Consider the following 17,108-nt stretch of genomic DNA (forward strand, 5'->3'; position numbering starts at 1 on the left):
ATGCAAAATTGAAATCTGCTGCCGGAAGAAACTGTTCAACCGTCGAATACTGCAAATAGTATATCAATCCCTTCCAGCTGAATTGATTCAGGTCAGGCCATATGGTGGTAATTTATCCACAAAATGCTGCTCTGGCTCACTTTTTTACAACGAATTACGAAAGCTCAAAACGCCCTGGGTACGACAGAGCACGGATCCTGATGAATAATGACGTCTGACCCAGGGAAACGCTGCAAAATCGCCTGCTCCACCTGTTCAGCGACCATATGCGCCTGAACCAGTGGCAGGTTGTCTTCCATTTCCAAATGAATCTGAATAAAGCGGGTCGGCCCTGACTGCCGCGTACGAAGATCGTGAGCACCACTGACGCCAGGCCAGTTGGTCACGATGGCATAAATTTCATCACGTTCTGCATCCGGAAGCGCACGGTCAAGAAGCGACTGTACCGCTTCATACCCCATCCGCAAGGCGCTGTATAAAATATAGATTCCTATCCCTAACGCAAACAACGCATCGGCCCGATGCCAGCCATACCAGGCCAGACCAAGCGCAATAAGAATAGCCCCATTCATCATAACATCAGACTGATAATGAAGCATATCGGCCCGTACAGCCTGGCTTTGTGTTTTGCGTACAACCCAGCGCTGGAACGTTACAAGAACAAGTGTGCTTATAAGTGCAACTACCGTTACGACCACGCCAACGCCCGGATCGTTCATCGGAGAAGGCGAAATAAGATGCTGAATACCGGTCAAAAACAGGAAAAGCGCAGAGCCCGAAATAAACATGCTTTGTGCCAGCGCGGCCAGCGATTCCGCTTTGCCGTGGCCAAACGTATGCTCTTCATCCGCCGGTTGCAGCGAGTAGCGCACCACCAGCAGGTTGGTCAGCGAGGCGGCAATATCCACCAGTGAATCCACCAGTGCCGCCAGAATACTGACCGACCCGGTGTAGCACCACGCGAAAATTTTAATGATCAGCAAACACGACGCCATCACCGTCGCGGCTATTGCGGCCCGGCTTACCAGCCGTCCATAGGATTGATTCATAAACACTCCTGTCATGCCATGGCGCTAGTATAACGGATGGTGGTGGAGTGAAAGGATGAATAAAGCGTTAACAAACCTGAACAATGGGCAAAAAAAACCCCCACATCATGTGGGGGAAGACAGGGATGGTGTCTATGGCAAGGAAAACAGGGTTTACTGGTTACTACGGGTACTGCTATTGCTACTGAAAAGCGTCATATCTGAGCTTCGCTGCATCCGTGCAACCTCACGCAACTGATTCATACGTTGCTGATGTTTGGTATTCAAAACCGCTTGCTGCTCGGGCGTTAGCAGGTGGAACATCTGGTTGCGAACCTTCGCCATCTCTACCTGACGGGCAACCTGTTCCTGCGCCATTTTTTCGGCCTGAGCGCGTACAGCGCTTTCGTCAAAATTTTCTGCGGTGACAAGGCGATGCATTGTCTCCATTTCGCTAACATTAACAGGGGGCTGGTCGTGTCTTGCCCTCTGCATCAGATCTCGCATCTGTTGACGCTGATGTTCGGTTAAACTTATGCCGTCAAACATATGGCTTTGGCTGCTGTGCTGCGTTGCGCCCTCTGCTGAGGAACCGTTATCGCTGATGATAGCTACAGCAGCCTGGCTAAACGCACTGAAGGCCAGCGTTGAGGCCATGACGGCAGCGGTAACTTTGCGCATCACTTGCTCCCAAAATCTTTCGTGTCGCGATTCAACGAGAGACAGTCTACGATTCAGGCTGCAAACATGCGTCAGGGGGTGTAAAACAACGTAAAGTCATGGATTAGATAGCCTTGATGTCGTAATTTCTGCCTCGGAGGTATTTAAACAATGAATAAAATCCTGTTAGTTGATGATGACCGAGAGCTCACATCTCTTTTAAAGGAGTTGCTCGACATGGAAGGTTTCAACGTCCTGGTTGCCCATGATGGCGAGCAGGCGCTGAGTCTCCTTGACGACAGCATCGATTTACTTTTGCTCGACGTCATGATGCCGAAGAAAAACGGTATTGATACGTTGAAAGAGCTTCGCCAGACACACCAGACCCCCGTCATTATGCTGACCGCACGCGGCAGCGAGCTTGACCGCGTACTCGGCCTTGAGCTGGGTGCGGATGACTATTTACCTAAGCCGTTCAACGACCGTGAACTGGTGGCCCGTATTCGCGCGATCCTGCGCCGCTCTCACTGGAGCGAGCAGCAGCAGAATACCGACAACAGCTCACCTACGCTGGAAGTGGACTCCCTGAGCCTGAACCCGGGCCGCCAGGAAGCGAGCTTCGACGGTGAAACGCTGGAGCTAACCGGCACCGAGTTCACCCTGCTGTATCTGCTGGCGCAGCATCTCGGCCAGGTGGTGTCGCGTGAACACTTAAGCCAGGAAGTGCTGGGCAAACGCCTCACCCCGTTTGACCGCGCCATCGATATGCATATCTCGAACCTGCGCCGTAAGCTGCCGGAGCGTAAAGACGGTCATCCCTGGTTTAAAACCCTGCGTGGTCGCGGTTATCTGATGGTTTCCGCTTCATGATAGGCAGCTTAACCGCCCGCATCTTCGCCATCTTCTGGCTGACGCTGGCACTGGTTTTAATGCTCGTTTTGATGTTGCCAAAACTCGACTCACGCCAGATGACGGAGCTGCTCGACAGCGAGCAACGTCAGGGCGTGATGATCGAGCAGCACGTGGAAGCGGAGCTGGCAAACGATCCGCCGAACGATTTAATGTGGTGGCGCAGGCTGTTTCGCGCTATCGACAAGTGGGCGCCCCCCGGACAACGTCTTTTACTGGTCACCAGTGAAGGCCGCGTGATTGGGGCCGATCGCAATGAAATGCAGATTATCCGCAACTTTATTGGCCAGGCGGATAACGCCGATCACCCACAGAAAAAGAAATATGGTCGGGTAGAGATGGTCGGACCTTTCTCGGTGCGGGATGGGGAAGACAATTACCAGCTCTATCTGATTCGACCTGCGAGCAGTTCCCAGTCCGACTTCATCAACCTGCTGTTTGACCGTCCGCTTTTGCTGTTGATTGTCACGATGCTGGTCAGTTCCCCGCTGCTGTTATGGCTGGCGTGGAGCCTGGCGAAACCGGCGCGTAAGCTGAAAAATGCGGCGGACGAAGTGGCGCAGGGCAACCTGAGGCAGCATCCGGAGCTGGAATCCGGGCCGCAGGAGTTCCTGGCCGCCGGAACCAGTTTTAACCAGATGGTCTCTGCTCTTGACCGCATGATGACCGCGCAGCAACGCCTGCTGTCGGATATCTCCCACGAGCTGCGGACGCCGCTCACGCGCTTACAGCTGGGTACCGCCCTGCTGCGCCGCCGCAGCGGCGAGAGCAAAGAGCTGGAGCGTATTGAGACGGAAGCGCATCGCCTGGACAGCATGATCAACGATCTGCTGGTGATGTCGCGCAATCAGCAGAAAAACGCGCTGGTGAGCGAAACGGTGAAAGCCAATCACCTCTGGCATGAGGTGCTGGACAACGCGGCGTTCGAAGCGGAGCAGATGGGCAAATCGTTCACCGTCAACTTCCCGCCGGGCCCGTGGCCGCTCTACGGTAACCCCAACACGCTGGAAAGCGCGCTGGAGAATATCGTGCGTAACGCCCTGCGCTATTCGCACACGAAGATTGAAGTGGCGTTTTCGGTGGATAAAGACGGGATTACCGTCATTGTCGATGACGATGGTCCTGGCGTCAGCCCGGAAGATCGCGAGCAGATTTTCCGTCCGTTCTACCGCACCGACGAGGCGCGCGACCGTGAATCTGGTGGTACGGGGCTAGGTCTGGCGATTGTTGAAACCGCCATGCAACAGCACCGTGGCTGGGTGAAAGCCGATGACAGCCCGCTGGGCGGGCTGAGGTTAACGCTATGGCTGCCGCTGTATAAGCGTTCGTAACCGTATGTGCCGGGTGGCGGCTTCGCCTTACCCGGCCTACTTTCTACGGAACCTCTTTCCCCCACAATCTCCGCGAACTGCTCTCGATCTTGCCGCTTAACCGCCGCTTCTGCATCGTTCTGGTCCAGCTGGTGGATAATCCCGCCGCTGACAGCAGGCGGTGATACTGCTCGTCATCAAACGGCATATGCCAGGCAATTGCGCAGGCCTCGTATACCGACACCTCACTCAAGCGCGAAGCCAGCTCAAGCGGCGCATCCGCCGAAACCTGTCCCGCCTGCACAACGCGATACAGCCAGCCGGTTTTACCCGCGTTTTGCAGCTGGGCCGACATATCCTGAAGCCGAAATGGTAATTAAGCTTAAAGCACGGTGAGCGCGGCTGGGTGACCTGAATCAAAGCATCGCCCCAGCGGTAAATATCGCCGATAAAGACGTTCTTCTCCGTCAGCCCCTCCGTTGAGAGATTTTCGCCAAACGCGGGGGCGACGAAGAGGTCCGCCTGTTCAGGAAATTCGGCTTTCCAGTGCTGATAGTGCTCGCGCGGATAGTGGCACAGCGCGCGATCGGGCCCGCCGTGGATTTTCTTTTCAGCCTGCTGGTCACCCGCAAGCCCGAGATCGGTCAACGTCAGCTCACCGTCGACCTGCACTTTGGCGATGGCGCTCGGGCGGCTGCCTTCGTACTCCCTTACCTTGCCTGTAAACACATTCACCGGGTAATGCATCTCCACTCCTTCAGATACAAAAAAAGCGAGTCATCAGACTCGCTTCTCACAGGCGTCAATGCAACCTTATTTTTTAGCGGCGAAACGCGCTGCTGCTTCGTCCCAGTTCACTACATCCCAGAAGGCTTTGATGTAGTCAGGGCGACGGTTCTGGAACTTCAGGTAGTAAGCGTGTTCCCACACGTCCAGACCCAGAATTGGGAAGCCGGATGCGCCAGAGATAGCTTCACCCATCAGCGGGGAGTCCTGGTTAGCGGTAGAAACGACCGCCAGTTTGTCACCTTTCAGGACCAGCCACGCCCAGCCAGAGCCGAAACGGGTTGCAGCGGCTTTTTCGAATTCCGCTTTGAAGTTGTCAACGGAACCGAAGTCACGCTCGATAGCCGCTTTCAGGTCGCCCTGAAGGGTGGTGCCGGTTTTCAGGCCTTTCCAGAACAGGCTGTGGTTAGCGTGACCGCCCGCGTTGTTGCGCAGCACGGTTTTCTTGTCTGCCGGCAGCTGGTCCAGTTTGGTGATCAGCTCTTCAACAGGCAGATTAGCGAACTCTGGCAGGCTTTCCAGCGCAGCATTCGCGTTGTTCACATAGGTCTGGTGGTGTTTAGTGTGATGGATTTCCATCGTCTGCTTGTCGAAATGCGGTTCCAGTGCGTCGTAGGCATACGGCAGGGATGGCAGTGTATAACTCATAATCCTCTCCATTATTGTCGGGCGGCACAGCTGTTAATGCCGCGTAAGCAGTTGGTTCATTATAGTTAATTAAATGATATTGAAAATGATTATCAATGCCGTAGTTTTTATAAGGTTATTAGATTTTTGATAAATGACAAAATTGTGAGTCTGCTCACGTGCTTAACGTGCTGATTGCCATCCTGAACAAAAGTGCGGCAACCTTCTGAAGGTTCCCAAACCGCCTCATTTTTACACTCATCAAGTCGGCGGGAAGCCTCCGGCTATAAAAACGATGAGGATGTAAAAATGAATCATGCGATTACGATGGGTATTTTCTGGCATTTGATAGGCGCGGCCAGTGCAGCCTGTTTCTATGCCCCGTTTAAAAAGGTGAAAGGCTGGTCATGGGAAACCATGTGGTCCGTTGGCGGCACCGTGTCCTGGCTGATTTTGCCGTGGACAATCAGCGCCATGCTGCTGCCCGATTTCTGGGGCTACTTCTCCTCCTTCAACGCCTCCACCCTGCTGCCGGTATTCCTGTTCGGCGCGATGTGGGGCATCGGTAATATCAACTACGGCCTCACCATGCGCTACCTAGGCATGTCGATGGGGATTGGCATCGCGATTGGCATTACGCTGATTGTTGGCACCCTGATGACGCCAATCCTCAACGGCCACTTCGACGTGCTGATCAACACTCAGGGCGGGCGAATGACGCTGCTGGGCGTGCTGGTGGCGGTGATCGGCGTGGGCATCGTCACCCGCGCAGGCCAGCTGAAAGAACGCAAGATGGGCATCAAAGCCGAAGAGTTCAACCTGAAGAAAGGGCTGCTGCTGGCGGTGATGTGCGGCGTCTTCTCGGCGGGCATGTCGTTCGCCATGAACGCCGCCAAACCGATGCACGACGCCGCTGCGGCGCTGGGCGTCGATCCGCTGTACGCTGCCCTGCCAAGCTACGTGGTGATCATGGGCGGCGGCGCGCTGGTAAACCTCGGCTTCTGCTTCATTCGTCTGGCAAAAGTGAAGAACCTGTCGGTAAAAGCCGACTTCTCGCTGGCAAAACCGCTTATCGTCACCAACGTCCTGCTCTCCGCCCTCGGCGGTCTGATGTGGTATCTGCAATTCTTCTTCTACGCCTGGGGTCACGCCAGTATTCCGGCGCAGTATGACTACATGAGCTGGATGCTGCACATGAGCTTCTACGTGCTGTGCGGCGGGCTGGTTGGGCTGGTGCTGAAAGAGTGGAACAATGCCGGGCGTCGTCCGGTTGGCGTGCTGAGCCTGGGCTGTGTGGTGATTATCATTGCGGCCAATATCGTCGGCCTCGGCATGGCGAACTGATTACGCTGCCTTTCGACTGCGATGACGCCACTGAACCGGCGTCATCCCCACCTCACGGTTAAACACCACCGAAAAGTAGTTACTGTCCTCAAAGCCGCAGCGCATCGCCACTTCACTCACCATCAGCTCCGTATGCTGTAACAGGTACTGGGCGTGGCAGATGCGCAGCTGGCGCAGATAGTGGTTGACCGTCATCCCCGTCTGGGTGCGGAACTGCTGGCGCAGCGCGCGCTCGCTGCACTGCTCCTGCTCGCAGAATTTTTCCAGCACGAAACTCTTGTTCAGACTGCCCGCAAGCCGGGTGATGAGCTTATCCAGCAGCGCTTCCTGCGTGGTGGCGGAGGGATTATCCGTGGCGTAACGATGGCGCTTCAGGGTCATCACCAGTTGGGCGAAAAGCAGCTCCGACATCTGGTTTGCCACCGGATCGCTCTTCTGGCTCTCCTGCTCCAGCTGGGAAATCGTCTGGCGCACCTGCGCCATGCCGTTGCTGCTTAAGCGCCAGTGCGGTTCGCCTCTGGCATCATGAAAACCGGGGATATTGCCCGCCCAGTCGACATTCAGTTTAAGCCTGTCGGGGCAGTAGATGACGTTCTGCAACACCAGATCGTTAACCGAGGCGTAGGAGTGTTTGTCTTCAGCGCGAATGTAAAACAGGTCTCCGCGCGTGATGCGGTAGGGACGGTCGTTGAGGACGTGCAGGCCGTTGCCCCGCCACACCAGCACCAGCTCGCAAAACTCGTGGGTGTGCTCGGCAAAGACGTTTTGCGGGTAGCGGTCGGCCACCGCGACGGCCTGACTCGCGGAGGCAAAAAATCATCTTTGCGAAGAATGAGCTGAGCAGCCACACCATAACCTCTACGGCGAATAACCGGACATTATTAGCCTTTTTGCAGCAAAAAAACGGTGACTGCCCTCGCGTTACTGAAGCAACGCGTCTTTCCCCTGACGAATATCGCGCGGCGACCAGTTAAACTCCCGGCGAAAAAGCGTCGAAAAGTGGTTACTGTCGCCGAATCCGCAGCGATAGGCGATATCGGTGACGCTTTCATCGGTATGACGTAAAAGGTGCCGCGCTTTGATCAGGCGCAGACGGTTGAGGTAGCGCTGCGGCGTCAGCCCGGTATGCTGCTTGAGCTGACGATGCAGCGTGCGCAGCGAGAGCGAAAAGTCATCCGCCAGCGTTTCCCAGCAGACATCTTCGGCAAAATGATCTTCCAGCCAGGCCATCAGCTGATTCAGGCGCGCGTCGTTATTTTCCAGCCCTTCCACCAGGCTGCTGCGCCGCAGCAGCACCAGTAGTTGCATAAACAGCAGCTCGCGGGTGGCAATGGCGTGCGTCTCCTGTCCATCCTCGCTCTGCTCCATCTGGCTCACCAGCTGACGCACCTGCTGCAACGTGGACTGATTCACCCGCCAGTGCGAGGGGTAGTGACCGTCCTTCTCCTGCGGCAACAGCTGATTCAGCCCGGAGAGAAACTGGAACGCATCCGGAGAACGATAGAGCACATTGGTCAGGCAAAGGTTGTCGGTATGTTCATACAGGTGCCTGTCGTGATCGCGCACGAAGCACACCGTACCGCCGCTGATGGTATACGGCTGACCGTTAAACACGTGGATGCCCGTTCCGTGCTCAACAATCACAATTTCATGAAAATCATGATGATGCTCCGGGAACGCAGCCTGAGGCAGCCGTGGCTCAATCGCGACCGGCGAAGCCCCCGAAGGAAAAAAATCGACGCTGTGCAGTACGGTCATAACGGCCCCCACCAATGAGAAAAGTTCTCAAAATAGTAATTAAGGCCTTCCACGCTCACCTTAAATTTTTGACAGCAAACCGCGCAAAAGCTGTCGGTTTTTCAAGAAACAGGCGGAAAGATCAGGAAATGCGGTCAGCGTCACACTGCCTGCAAACCCCGCCATTACTGGAAACTGTGAACTCCCTCACGTTCATCTTTGCTTTCTTGCCAGCGCGAGATTTGGGCTGTCAGTGGCGAGAAGGTGGCTATTTCTTCCCTTTCTTACACTCCTCGCTAATGACTTAAGAAAGGACCCGACCATGACTTTTCGCCATTGTGTGGCTGTCGATTTAGGCGCATCAAGCGGCCGTGTAATGCTCGCCACCTGGGACTGCGACCTGCACACCCTTACGCTTCGCGAAATGCACCGTTTCGCCAATTGTCTGCAAAAACAGGACGGTTTTGTTACCTGGGATATCGACGCCCTGGAAGCAGAGATCCGCACCGGACTTCACAACGTCTGCGAAGACGGTATTCGCATCGACAGTATCGGCATTGATACCTGGGGTGTGGATTACGTACTGCTGGACAGTCACGGCGAACGCGTCGGCCTGCCCGTCTCCTACCGCGACAGCCGCACCGATGGGCTAATGGCGCACGCCATCGCCCAGCTTGGCAAGGAGAACATCTATGGTCGCAGCGGCATTCAGTTTCTGCCGTTTAACACGCTGTATCAGCTGCGCGCGCTGGTTGAGCAACAGCCAGAGCTGGTCGAAAAGGTGGCGCATGCGCTGCTGATCCCGGACTACTTAAGCTACCGTCTGACAGGCAACATGAACTGGGAATACACCAACGCCACCACCTCGCAGCTGGTTAACATCAACACCGATAACTGGGATGAACATCTGCTGGCCTGGACGGGCGCCTCGCCGTCCTGGTTCGGCGCGCCAACCCATCCGGGCAATGTGATCGGCCACTGGCTTTGCCCGCAGGGGAATGAAATCCCTGTTGTCGCCGTCGCCAGTCACGACACCGCGAGCGCGGTCATTGCCTCGCCGCTCGCCGGCAGAGACGCGGCGTACCTCTCTTCCGGCACCTGGTCGCTGATGGGCTTTGAGAGCAAAACACCCTACACCAGCGATGCCGCACTGGCGGCGAACATCACTAACGAAGGTGGCGCCGAAGGGCGCTACCGGGTGCTGAAGAACATCATGGGCCTGTGGCTTCTCCAGCGGGTGCTGAAAGAGCAGAACATCAACGACCTGCCCGCGCTTATCGCGGAAACCGAAACGCTGAAGGCCTGCACCTTCCTGATTAACCCGAACGACGACCGCTTTATCAATCCGGCGCACATGAGCGCTGAAATCCAGGCCGCCTGTTTTGAAGCGGGGCAGCCGGTACCTTCCCGCCCCGCCGAGCTGGCGCGCTGCATTTTTGACAGTCTCGCCCTGCTCTATGCCGACATCCTGAGCGAGCTGGCTGACCTTCGCGGCAAACCGTTCACGCAGCTGCATATCGTGGGCGGCGGCTGCCAGAACCAGCTGCTGAACCAGCTCTGCGCGGATGCCTGCGGCATTACCGTGGTGGCAGGTCCGATTGAAGCCTCCACGCTCGGCAATATCGGCATTCAGCTGATGACCCTGGACGAACTGTCCAACGTTGACGATTTCCGTTCGGTGGTGACGGCGAATAACAGCCTGACCACCTTCACCCCCCATCCCTGCCATGAAATTGCCCGCTACCGGGCGCAGTTTCAGCAAAAACGACTGACTAAGGAGCTTTGCGCATGACCACTCAACTTGAACAAGCCTGGGACCTGGCTAAACAGCGTTTCGCCGCCGTCGGCGTGGATGTCGAAGAGGCGCTGCGCCAGCTCGACCGTCTGCCCGTCTCCATGCACTGCTGGCAGGGTGATGACGTCGCCGGTTTCGAGAACCCGGGCGGTTCCCTGACGGGGGGGATTCAGGCCACGGGTAACTATCCGGGCAAAGCGCGCAACGCCACCGAACTGCGTGCGGATCTGGAGCTGGCGCTGAGCCTGATCCCCGGGCCAAAGCGCCTGAATCTGCACGCCATTTATCTCGAATCCGACGAGCCGGTGGCGCGTAATGAAATCAAACCGGAGCACTTTACGAACTGGGTGACGTGGGCGAAAGCCAACAAGCTGGGCCTGGACTTTAACCCCTCCTGCTTCTCGCACCCGCTGAGCGCGGACGGCTTTACCCTTGCGCACGCCAACGACGAAATCCGCCAGTTCTGGATCGACCATGTCAAAGCCAGCCGCCGCGTTTCTGCGTATTTCGGCGAGCAGCTTGGCACGCCGTCGGTGATGAACATCTGGATCCCGGACGGCATGAAGGATATCACCGTAGACCGACTGGCCCCGCGCCAGCGCCTGCTGGCCGCGCTGGATGAAGCCATCAGCGAGAAGCTGGACCCGGCGCACCACATCGATGCCGTCGAGAGCAAGCTGTTCGGCATTGGCGCCGAGAGCTACACCGTCGGCTCGAACGAGTTCTACATGGGGTACGCCACCAGCCGCCAGACCGCGTTGTGCCTGGATGCCGGTCACTTCCATCCGACCGAGGTGATCTCCGACAAAATCTCCGCTGCCATGCTCTACGTGCCGCGCCTGCTGCTGCACGTCAGCCGCCCGGTGCGCTGGGACAGCGACCACGTGGTGCTGCTGGATGACGAAACCCAGGCGATTGCCAGCGAAATCATCCGCCACGATCTGTTCGACCGCGTACACATTGGCCTCGACTTCTTCGACGCTTCCATCAACCGCATCGCGGCGTGGGTTATCGGCACCCGCAACATGAAGAAAGCCCTGCTGCGCGCGCTGCTGGAACCTGTCGCCGCCCTGAAACAGCTGGAAGAAAACGGCGACTACACCGCGCGCCTGGCGCTGCTGGAAGAGCAGAAATCCCTGCCGTGGCAGGCGGTGTGGGAGATGTACTGCCAGCGTCACGATGCGCCTGCGGGCAGCCAGTGGCTGGACAACGTGCGGGCATATGAGAAAGACGTTCTTGCCGCTCGTCAGTAAAAAACATTGCCCGGCGGCGCGTTGCTTGCCGGGCCTACAGGTAAAAGTAGGCCGGGTAAGCGCAGCGCCACCCGGCATTTTCAAAGGAAACACAGTATGCAGACCATCACCACCTCCTGGTTCGTCCAGGGCATGATCAAAGCCACCTCCGACGCCTGGCTGAAGGGCTGGGACGAGCGCAACGGCGGCAACCTGACGCTACGCCTGGACGACGCGGATATCGAGCCATTTGCCGCCGATTTCCACCAGAAGCCGCGCTATATCGCCCTGAGCCAGCCGATGCCGCTGCTCGCCAACACGCCGTTTATCGTCACCGGTTCCGGGAAGTTCTTCCGCAACGTTCAGCTCGACCCGCAGGCCAACCTCGGCGTAGTGAAAGTGGATAGCGACGGCGCGGGCTACCACATTCTGTGGGGGCTGACGGATGAGGCGGTGCCAACCTCTGAGCTGCCGGCGCACTTCCTCTCCCACTGCGAGCGCATCAAGGCGACCAATGGCAAGGACCGCGTGATCATGCACTGCCACGCCACCAACCTGATCGCCCTGACCTACGTGCTGGAAAATAATTCTGATTTCTTCACCCGCAAACTGTGGGAAGGCAGCACCGAGTGTCTGGTGGTGTTCCCGGACGGCGTCGGCATTCTGCCGTGGATGGTGCCGGGCACCGACGAAATCGGCCAGGCAACCGCGACGGACATGCAGAAACATTCACTGGTGCTGTGGCCGTTCCACGGCGTCTTCGGCAGCGGCCCGACGCTGGATGAAACCTTCGGCCTGATCGACACCGCCGAGAAATCCGCGGAAGTGCTGGTAAAGGTCTATTCCATGGGCGGCATGAAGCAGACCATCACCCGGGAAGAACTGATCGCCCTGGGTAAACGCTTTGGCGTCCCCCCCATGCAGTCGGCGTTAGATTTGTACCAATAACAACATCGCGCCCCGCTCACCGAGACGGGGCGAAAACCACCTGCAATCCCTACAACTAACTCAAGTCAGTGGAGTAAAAGCAATGAAAATAAAAGCAAGCTTGATCCTCACCGTTGCCGCTCTGGCGTTGTCCGGTTCCGCTTTAGCAGAAGTGAAAATCGCCCTGGTGGCGAAGTCCTTAGGGAATGGATTCTTCGAGGCAGCGAACGTCGGCGCGCAGGAGGCGGCCAAAGAGTTAGGCGATGTAAAAGTGATTTATACCGGCCCGACCACCACCACGGCGGAAGCGCAGATCGAGGTGCTGAACGGGCTGATCGCCCAGGGCGTTGATGCGATCGCGATTTCCGCGAACGATCCGGACGCCGTCGTGCCGGTGCTGAAAAAAGCGATGCAGCGCGGCATCAAGGTTGTGTCGTGGGATTCCGGCGTGGCGAAAGCCGGGCGTCAGATCCACCTCAACCCGTCCAATAACGCCCTGATTGGCGAAACTAACGTCAAGCTCGCCGCCGATGCCCTGAAAGCGCTGAACGTGGAGAAAGGCGATGTGGCGGTGCTGAGCGCCACGCCAACCTCCACCAATCAGAACACCTGGATTGCAGAGATGAAAAAGGTGCTGCCGAAGTACCCGTCCGTCAATCTGGTGACCGTGGCCTACGGGGACGATCTCTCTGACAAGAGCTACCGCGAAGCTGTCGGCCTGCTGAAAACCTACCCGGAGCTGAAAGTGATTGTTTCGCCTTCTTCCGTTGGCATTGTGGCTGCCGCGCAGGCGGTGAAGGACCAGGGCAAGATTGGCAAAGTGTACGTCACCGGTTTAGGCCTGCCGTCTGAGATGGCGGGCGCGGTGAAGTCCGGCGCAAGCAAGAGCTTTGCCATCTGGAACCCGATTGACCTGGGCTATGCCGCAACCTACCTGGCGGATGACCTGGTGAAAGGCACCGCCACGAAAGGTGAGGCCAGCATGGGCAAGCTGGGCAAAGTGAAGCTGGATGCCGACGGCAACGGCGCGATGGCCGAGCCGTTCGTTTACGATGCCAGCAATATTGATAAGTTCTCAAAAATCTTTTGATCCTTTCCCCCCTCACCCTAGCCCTCTCCCAAAGGGAGAGGGAACGTTAACCCCCTCTCCCTTTGGGAGAGGGTCGGGGTGAGGGTGAACCAAACGGAGAACTATCATGACCCCATTGCTACAGCTTTCTGGCATCACCAAGGTGTTCCCCGGCGTGCGTGCTCTTGAGAACGTGCAGCTTGCGCTGTGGCCCGGCAAAGTGACGGCGCTTATCGGCGAAAACGGCGCGGGCAAGTCGACGCTGGTCAAAGTGATGACCGGCATATACCAGCCCGACGAGGGCGAAATTCTCTACAAGGCGATCCCCGTTCACCTTCCGACGCCGGAGTCGGCGCATAAAATGGGCATCACCGCCATTCACCAGGAAACCGTCCTGTTCGATGAACTCTCGGTCACCGAAAATATCTTTGTCGGTCAGTACCTTCACAAAGGCTTCCTGAAAAAGCTCGACTGGCCGGAAATGCACCGCCGGGCGCAGGCTATTCTCGCCCGCCTTGAGGTGCAAATCGACCCGCGCGCAACGCTGAAAACCCTGAGCATCGCCCAGCGTCACATGGTGGCGATTGCCCGCGCGCTGTCGTTTGAGGCGCAGGTGGTGATCCTCGATGAACCCACGGCGGCGCTGTCACAGCATGAAATCCTCGAGTTTTACCAGATTGTGGAGCGCTTAAAGCAGGAGGGAAAAGCCATCCTGTTTATCTCCCACAAGTTCGACGAGATTTTTGAGCTGGCCGATCACTACACCATTTTGCGCGACGGCGTATTCGTCGGTGCAGGGGCAATAAATGAGATCACCGAGGAGCGGATGGTGTCGATGATGGTCGGGCGCGCCATTACCCAAACCTTCCCGAAAATAGACTGCGAAAAAGGCGAGACGGTGCTGGAGGTGAAAAACCTCTGCCATCCAACCGAGTTTGCGCATATCTCGTTCTCCCTGCGTAAAGGGGAAATCCTCGGCTTTTACGGGCTGGTGGGTGCCGGGCGTACCGAGCTGATGCAGGCGCTTTCCGGCGTCACGCGACCGTCGTCCGGGGAAATTATCCTCAACGGACAGCCCCGGCGCTTCCGCCAGCCTGCGGATGCGATCAAAGCCGGTATCGTCTGCGTGCCGGAAGAAAGGCAGAAACAGGGGGCGATTATCGCCCTGCCGATTGCCCAGAACATCAGCCTGCCTCAGCTCAGCAGGCTCAATCCGAACGGCGTACTGCACGACGACCGCGAATGGAAGCTGGCAGACGAATACGCCAGGCGCCTGCAAGTGAAAGCCTTCAGCTGGAAGCAGGCGGTGGAGACCCTCTCTGGCGGCAACCAGCAAAAGGTGGTGATCGGCAAATGGCTGGCGACGCACCCTGACGTGATCATCCTCGATGAGCCAACAAAAGGCATCGATATCGGCTCAAAGGCAGCCGTGCATCAGTTTATGTCCGAGCTGGTCAGTCAGGGGCTGGCGGTGATTATGGTCTCGTCCGAACTGCCGGAAGTGATGGGCATGGCGGATCGCATTATCGTCATGCACGAGGGGCTGATGGTGGCCGAATACCAGGCGGGAGACGCGACGGCGGAAACCATCGTCAGCGCCGCCAGCGGTGCAAAACAGGAGGCGGCATAAATGCTTAGCTCACTCTTAAAACACCGCGAGGCGCTGCTTGGCGCGGTGATTGTCCTGATGGTCGTCGCCATTGGCAGCCGCGTGCCATCGTTTATCGCACCGGGCAACCTGGTGGAGATGTTTAACGACACCGCCATTCTGATCGTCCTCGCGCTCGGGCAGATGATGGTGCTGCTCACTAAAGGCATCGACCTGTCGATGGCGGCTAATCTGGCCCTGACCGGGATGATTGTCGCCCTGATTAATTTCCATTACCCGGACGTGCCCGTCTGGGCGCTGCTGATCCTTGCCAGCGCGCTTGGGCTGCTGATGGGCGCAATAAACGGCCTGCTGGTGTGGAAACTGGGCATTCCGGCGATTGTGGTGACGCTCGGCACCATGAGCATCTACCGCGGAATGATCTTTTTGCTCTCCGGCGGCGGCTGGGTGAACTCCAACCAGATGGGTGCAGACTTCCTCGGCCTGCCGCGTGCGTCAGTGCTGGGCCTGCCGGTGCTGAGCTGGTGCGCCATCGCCGTACTGCTGCTGGTGGGCTACTTCCTGCGCTACAGTCGCACCGGACGGGCGCTCTACACCGCCGGCGGGAACGCCACGGCAGCGTACTACACCGGGATCAACGCCGGGAAAATGCAGTTCATCAGCTTCTGCCTTTCCGGTCTGCTGGCCGGGTTCTGCGGCTACCTGTGGATATCACGCTTTGCCGTTGCGTATGTTGACGTCGCTAACGGTTTTGAATTGCAGGTGGTGGCAGCCTGTGTGATTGGCGGGATCAGCACCATGGGCGGCACCGGCCGCGTGCTCGGCTGTCTGTTCGGGGCGCTGTTCCTTGGCGTCATCAACAACGCCCTGCCGGTGATCGGCGTCTCCCCGTTCTGGCAGATGGCGATTTCCGGCTCGGTCATTGTCATCGCTGTGCTGCTGAACGAGCGCGGCAACAAGCGCAAAGGCAGGCTGATCCTGCGCGACGCGGCGCTGGCACGTCAGAAACTGGCGGTGAAACCATGAGCAAAATGATGACATCTGAAGAGTTCAAACCCACTTCTGCGCCGGGCATCTTCCAGCGCCTGCTGTGCTGGGAGGGCTTCCTGCTGGCGGTGACGCTGGCGGTGTTTGTGGTGAACGCGCTCGCCTCGCCCTACTTCCTCAATATCTGGAACCTCTCCGACGCGACGTTCAACTTCACGGAAAAAGCGATCATTGTGTTGCCGATGGCGATGCTGATTATCGCCCGGGAAATTGACCTGTCTGTGGCCTCCACCATCGCGCTCAGCTCCACGTTGATGGGCTTTTGCGCGGCAGCGGGCGTCGATACGCCACTGCTGGTGTGCGTGGGATTAGGCGTCGGGCTACTGTGCGGGCTGTTCAACGGTATTCTGGTGACGCGCTTTAACCTGTCGTCCATCGTCATCACCATCGGCACCATGAGCCTGTACCGCGGGATCACCTACATCCTGCTCGGGGACCAGGCGCTGAACAGCTACCCGGAGAGCTTCGCCTGGTTCGGCCAGGGCTACGTCTGGGGTGCGCTGTCGTTTGAGTTCGCGCTGTTTATCGTGCTGGCCGCTCTGTTTGCCTTTGTGCTGCACCGCACCAATTTTGGCCGCCGCACCTACGCCATCGGCAACAACCCGACCGGCGCGTGGTACTCCGGCATCAACGTGAAGCGCCACAACCTGATCCTGTTTGCGCTGGTAGGACTGATGTCCGGCCTGGCGTCGGTGCTACTCACCTCGCGTCTGGGCAGTACCCGCCCGACCATCGCGATGGGCTGGGAGCTGGCGGTGGTGACGATGGCGGTGCTCGGCGGCGTCAATATTCTCGGTGGGTCCGGCAGCATGGTGGGCGTGATTATCGCCGCCTTCCTGATGGGGCTGGTGACCTTCGGCCTGAGCCTGCTCAACGTGCCCGGCATTGTGATGTCGGTGATTATCGGCGCGATGCTGATCGTGGTGATTTCGCTGCCGATTATTACCCGCCGGGTGATGCAGCGAAGACGGATCTCATAGCCGGGTGGCACTGCGTTTACCCGGCCTACTTAACCGTAGGCCCGCGCA

At 57.7% G+C, this 17,108-nt stretch carries 14 protein-coding genes and 2 pseudogenes; 10 read left to right on the forward strand and 6 right to left on the reverse strand.

Features of this window, described 5'->3' with window-relative positions:
• Positions 1-164: 164 nt before the first annotated feature.
• Together fieF and cpxP are read right to left on the reverse strand one after the other, a co-directional pair.
• Positions 165-1,049, reverse strand: a complete 885-nt coding sequence (gene fieF / locus ACQG0T_RS22705; RefSeq protein ID WP_271040490.1) for a CDF family cation-efflux transporter FieF — start codon at positions 1,047-1,049, stop codon at positions 165-167.
• A 153-nt stretch (positions 1,050-1,202) separates the two neighbouring features.
• Entirely contained in the window at positions 1,203-1,709 is a 507-nt protein-coding gene (cpxP, locus tag ACQG0T_RS22710; protein WP_003862006.1) for a cell-envelope stress modulator CpxP, read from the reverse strand.
• A gap of 150 nt (positions 1,710-1,859) precedes the next feature.
• On the opposite strand from cpxP, the gene cpxR reads away from it, so the two are divergent.
• Complete coding sequence (gene cpxR, locus ACQG0T_RS22715) at positions 1,860-2,558, forward strand: envelope stress response regulator transcription factor CpxR (RefSeq protein WP_003862004.1); 699 nt, start codon at positions 1,860-1,862, stop codon at positions 2,556-2,558.
• Positions 2,555-3,928, forward strand: a complete 1,374-nt coding sequence (gene cpxA, locus ACQG0T_RS22720; protein ID WP_015569937.1) for an envelope stress sensor histidine kinase CpxA — start codon at positions 2,555-2,557, stop codon at positions 3,926-3,928. Before cpxR ends, cpxA begins: the two co-directional genes overlap by 4 nt.
• Before the next feature lie 43 nt (positions 3,929-3,971).
• On the opposite strand, the pseudogene yiiM reads toward cpxA, so the two are convergent.
• Both yiiM and sodA read right to left on the reverse strand, forming a co-directional pair.
• Positions 3,972-4,654: pseudogene (gene yiiM / locus ACQG0T_RS22725) on the reverse strand (6-hydroxyaminopurine reductase).
• 66 nt (positions 4,655-4,720) lie between these two features.
• Positions 4,721-5,341, reverse strand: a complete 621-nt coding sequence (gene sodA, locus ACQG0T_RS22730) for a superoxide dismutase [Mn] (protein ID WP_003861999.1) — start codon at positions 5,339-5,341, stop codon at positions 4,721-4,723.
• A gap of 288 nt (positions 5,342-5,629) precedes the next feature.
• Between sodA and rhaT the strand changes: the two genes are divergently transcribed.
• The gene (rhaT, locus tag ACQG0T_RS22735) at positions 5,630-6,664 is read left to right on the forward strand and encodes an L-rhamnose/proton symporter RhaT (protein WP_017694058.1); all 1,035 of its coding nucleotides are present in this window, start codon (positions 5,630-5,632) and stop codon (positions 6,662-6,664) included.
• On the opposite strand, the pseudogene rhaR reads toward rhaT, so the two are convergent.
• Positions 6,665-7,512, reverse strand: a pseudogene (gene rhaR, locus ACQG0T_RS22740) (HTH-type transcriptional activator RhaR).
• A gap of 73 nt (positions 7,513-7,585) precedes the next feature.
• Positions 7,586-8,422, reverse strand: a complete 837-nt coding sequence (gene rhaS / locus ACQG0T_RS22745) for an HTH-type transcriptional activator RhaS (protein WP_015569934.1) — start codon at positions 8,420-8,422, stop codon at positions 7,586-7,588.
• Positions 8,423-8,723: 301 nt separating this feature from the next.
• Between rhaS (ACQG0T_RS22745) and rhaB the strand changes: the two genes are divergently transcribed.
• From rhaB to ACQG0T_RS22780, 7 genes are all read left to right on the forward strand, one after another.
• On the forward strand, positions 8,724-10,193 hold the full coding sequence (gene rhaB / locus ACQG0T_RS22750; protein ID WP_023304642.1) for a rhamnulokinase: 1,470 nt from the start codon (positions 8,724-8,726) through the stop codon (positions 10,191-10,193).
• Complete coding sequence (rhaA, locus tag ACQG0T_RS22755) at positions 10,190-11,449, forward strand: L-rhamnose isomerase (RefSeq protein ID WP_047746078.1); 1,260 nt, start codon at positions 10,190-10,192, stop codon at positions 11,447-11,449. The genes rhaB and rhaA overlap by 4 nt, the downstream gene beginning before the upstream one ends.
• Positions 11,450-11,545: 96 nt before the next feature.
• On the forward strand, positions 11,546-12,376 hold the full coding sequence (gene rhaD / locus ACQG0T_RS22760; protein ID WP_111962315.1) for a rhamnulose-1-phosphate aldolase: 831 nt from the start codon (positions 11,546-11,548) through the stop codon (positions 12,374-12,376).
• Between the two features lie 82 nt (positions 12,377-12,458).
• Complete coding sequence (rhaS, locus tag ACQG0T_RS22765) at positions 12,459-13,445, forward strand: rhamnose ABC transporter substrate-binding protein (RefSeq protein WP_032649875.1); 987 nt, start codon at positions 12,459-12,461, stop codon at positions 13,443-13,445.
• 106 nt (positions 13,446-13,551) lie between these two features.
• Positions 13,552-15,054, forward strand: a complete 1,503-nt coding sequence (locus tag ACQG0T_RS22770; RefSeq protein ID WP_015569928.1) for a sugar ABC transporter ATP-binding protein — start codon at positions 13,552-13,554, stop codon at positions 15,052-15,054.
• Entirely contained in the window at positions 15,055-16,059 is a 1,005-nt protein-coding gene (locus ACQG0T_RS22775) for an ABC transporter permease (protein WP_045327161.1), read from the forward strand. It abuts the gene before it with no gap.
• Complete coding sequence (locus tag ACQG0T_RS22780; protein ID WP_045332115.1) at positions 16,056-17,060, forward strand: ABC transporter permease; 1,005 nt, start codon at positions 16,056-16,058, stop codon at positions 17,058-17,060. The genes ACQG0T_RS22775 and ACQG0T_RS22780 overlap by 4 nt, the downstream gene beginning before the upstream one ends.
• Positions 17,061-17,108 lie beyond the last annotated feature (48 nt).

It is taken from the genome of Enterobacter cloacae complex sp. 302F9 (assembly GCF_050030335.1).
Lineage (GTDB): Bacteria > Pseudomonadota > Gammaproteobacteria > Enterobacterales > Enterobacteriaceae > Enterobacter > Enterobacter hormaechei_C.

Excerpts from the sequence above, each read along its gene's own strand:
- cpxR (WP_003862004.1), top strand. The coding sequence starts at position 1,860 with ATGAATAAAATCCTGTTAGTTGATGATGACCGAGAGCTCACATCTCTT.
- rhaB (WP_023304642.1), top strand. The coding sequence starts at position 8,724 with ATGACTTTTCGCCATTGTGTGGCTGTCGATTTAGGCGCATCAAGCGGC.
- fieF (WP_271040490.1), bottom strand. The coding sequence starts at position 1,049 with ATGAATCAATCCTATGGACGGCTGGTAAGCCGGGCCGCAATAGCCGCG.
- rhaD (WP_111962315.1), top strand. The coding sequence starts at position 11,546 with ATGCAGACCATCACCACCTCCTGGTTCGTCCAGGGCATGATCAAAGCC.
- cpxA (WP_015569937.1), top strand. The coding sequence starts at position 2,555 with ATGATAGGCAGCTTAACCGCCCGCATCTTCGCCATCTTCTGGCTGACG.
- ACQG0T_RS22780 (WP_045332115.1), top strand. The coding sequence starts at position 16,056 with ATGAGCAAAATGATGACATCTGAAGAGTTCAAACCCACTTCTGCGCCG.
- rhaT (WP_017694058.1), top strand. The coding sequence starts at position 5,630 with ATGAATCATGCGATTACGATGGGTATTTTCTGGCATTTGATAGGCGCG.
- rhaS (WP_015569934.1), bottom strand. The coding sequence starts at position 8,422 with ATGACCGTACTGCACAGCGTCGATTTTTTTCCTTCGGGGGCTTCGCCG.
- rhaS (WP_032649875.1), top strand. The coding sequence starts at position 12,459 with ATGAAAATAAAAGCAAGCTTGATCCTCACCGTTGCCGCTCTGGCGTTG.
- ACQG0T_RS22775 (WP_045327161.1), top strand. The coding sequence starts at position 15,055 with ATGCTTAGCTCACTCTTAAAACACCGCGAGGCGCTGCTTGGCGCGGTG.
- sodA (WP_003861999.1), bottom strand. The coding sequence starts at position 5,341 with ATGAGTTATACACTGCCATCCCTGCCGTATGCCTACGACGCACTGGAA.
- rhaA (WP_047746078.1), top strand. The coding sequence starts at position 10,190 with ATGACCACTCAACTTGAACAAGCCTGGGACCTGGCTAAACAGCGTTTC.
- cpxP (WP_003862006.1), bottom strand. The coding sequence starts at position 1,709 with ATGCGCAAAGTTACCGCTGCCGTCATGGCCTCAACGCTGGCCTTCAGT.
- ACQG0T_RS22770 (WP_015569928.1), top strand. The coding sequence starts at position 13,552 with ATGACCCCATTGCTACAGCTTTCTGGCATCACCAAGGTGTTCCCCGGC.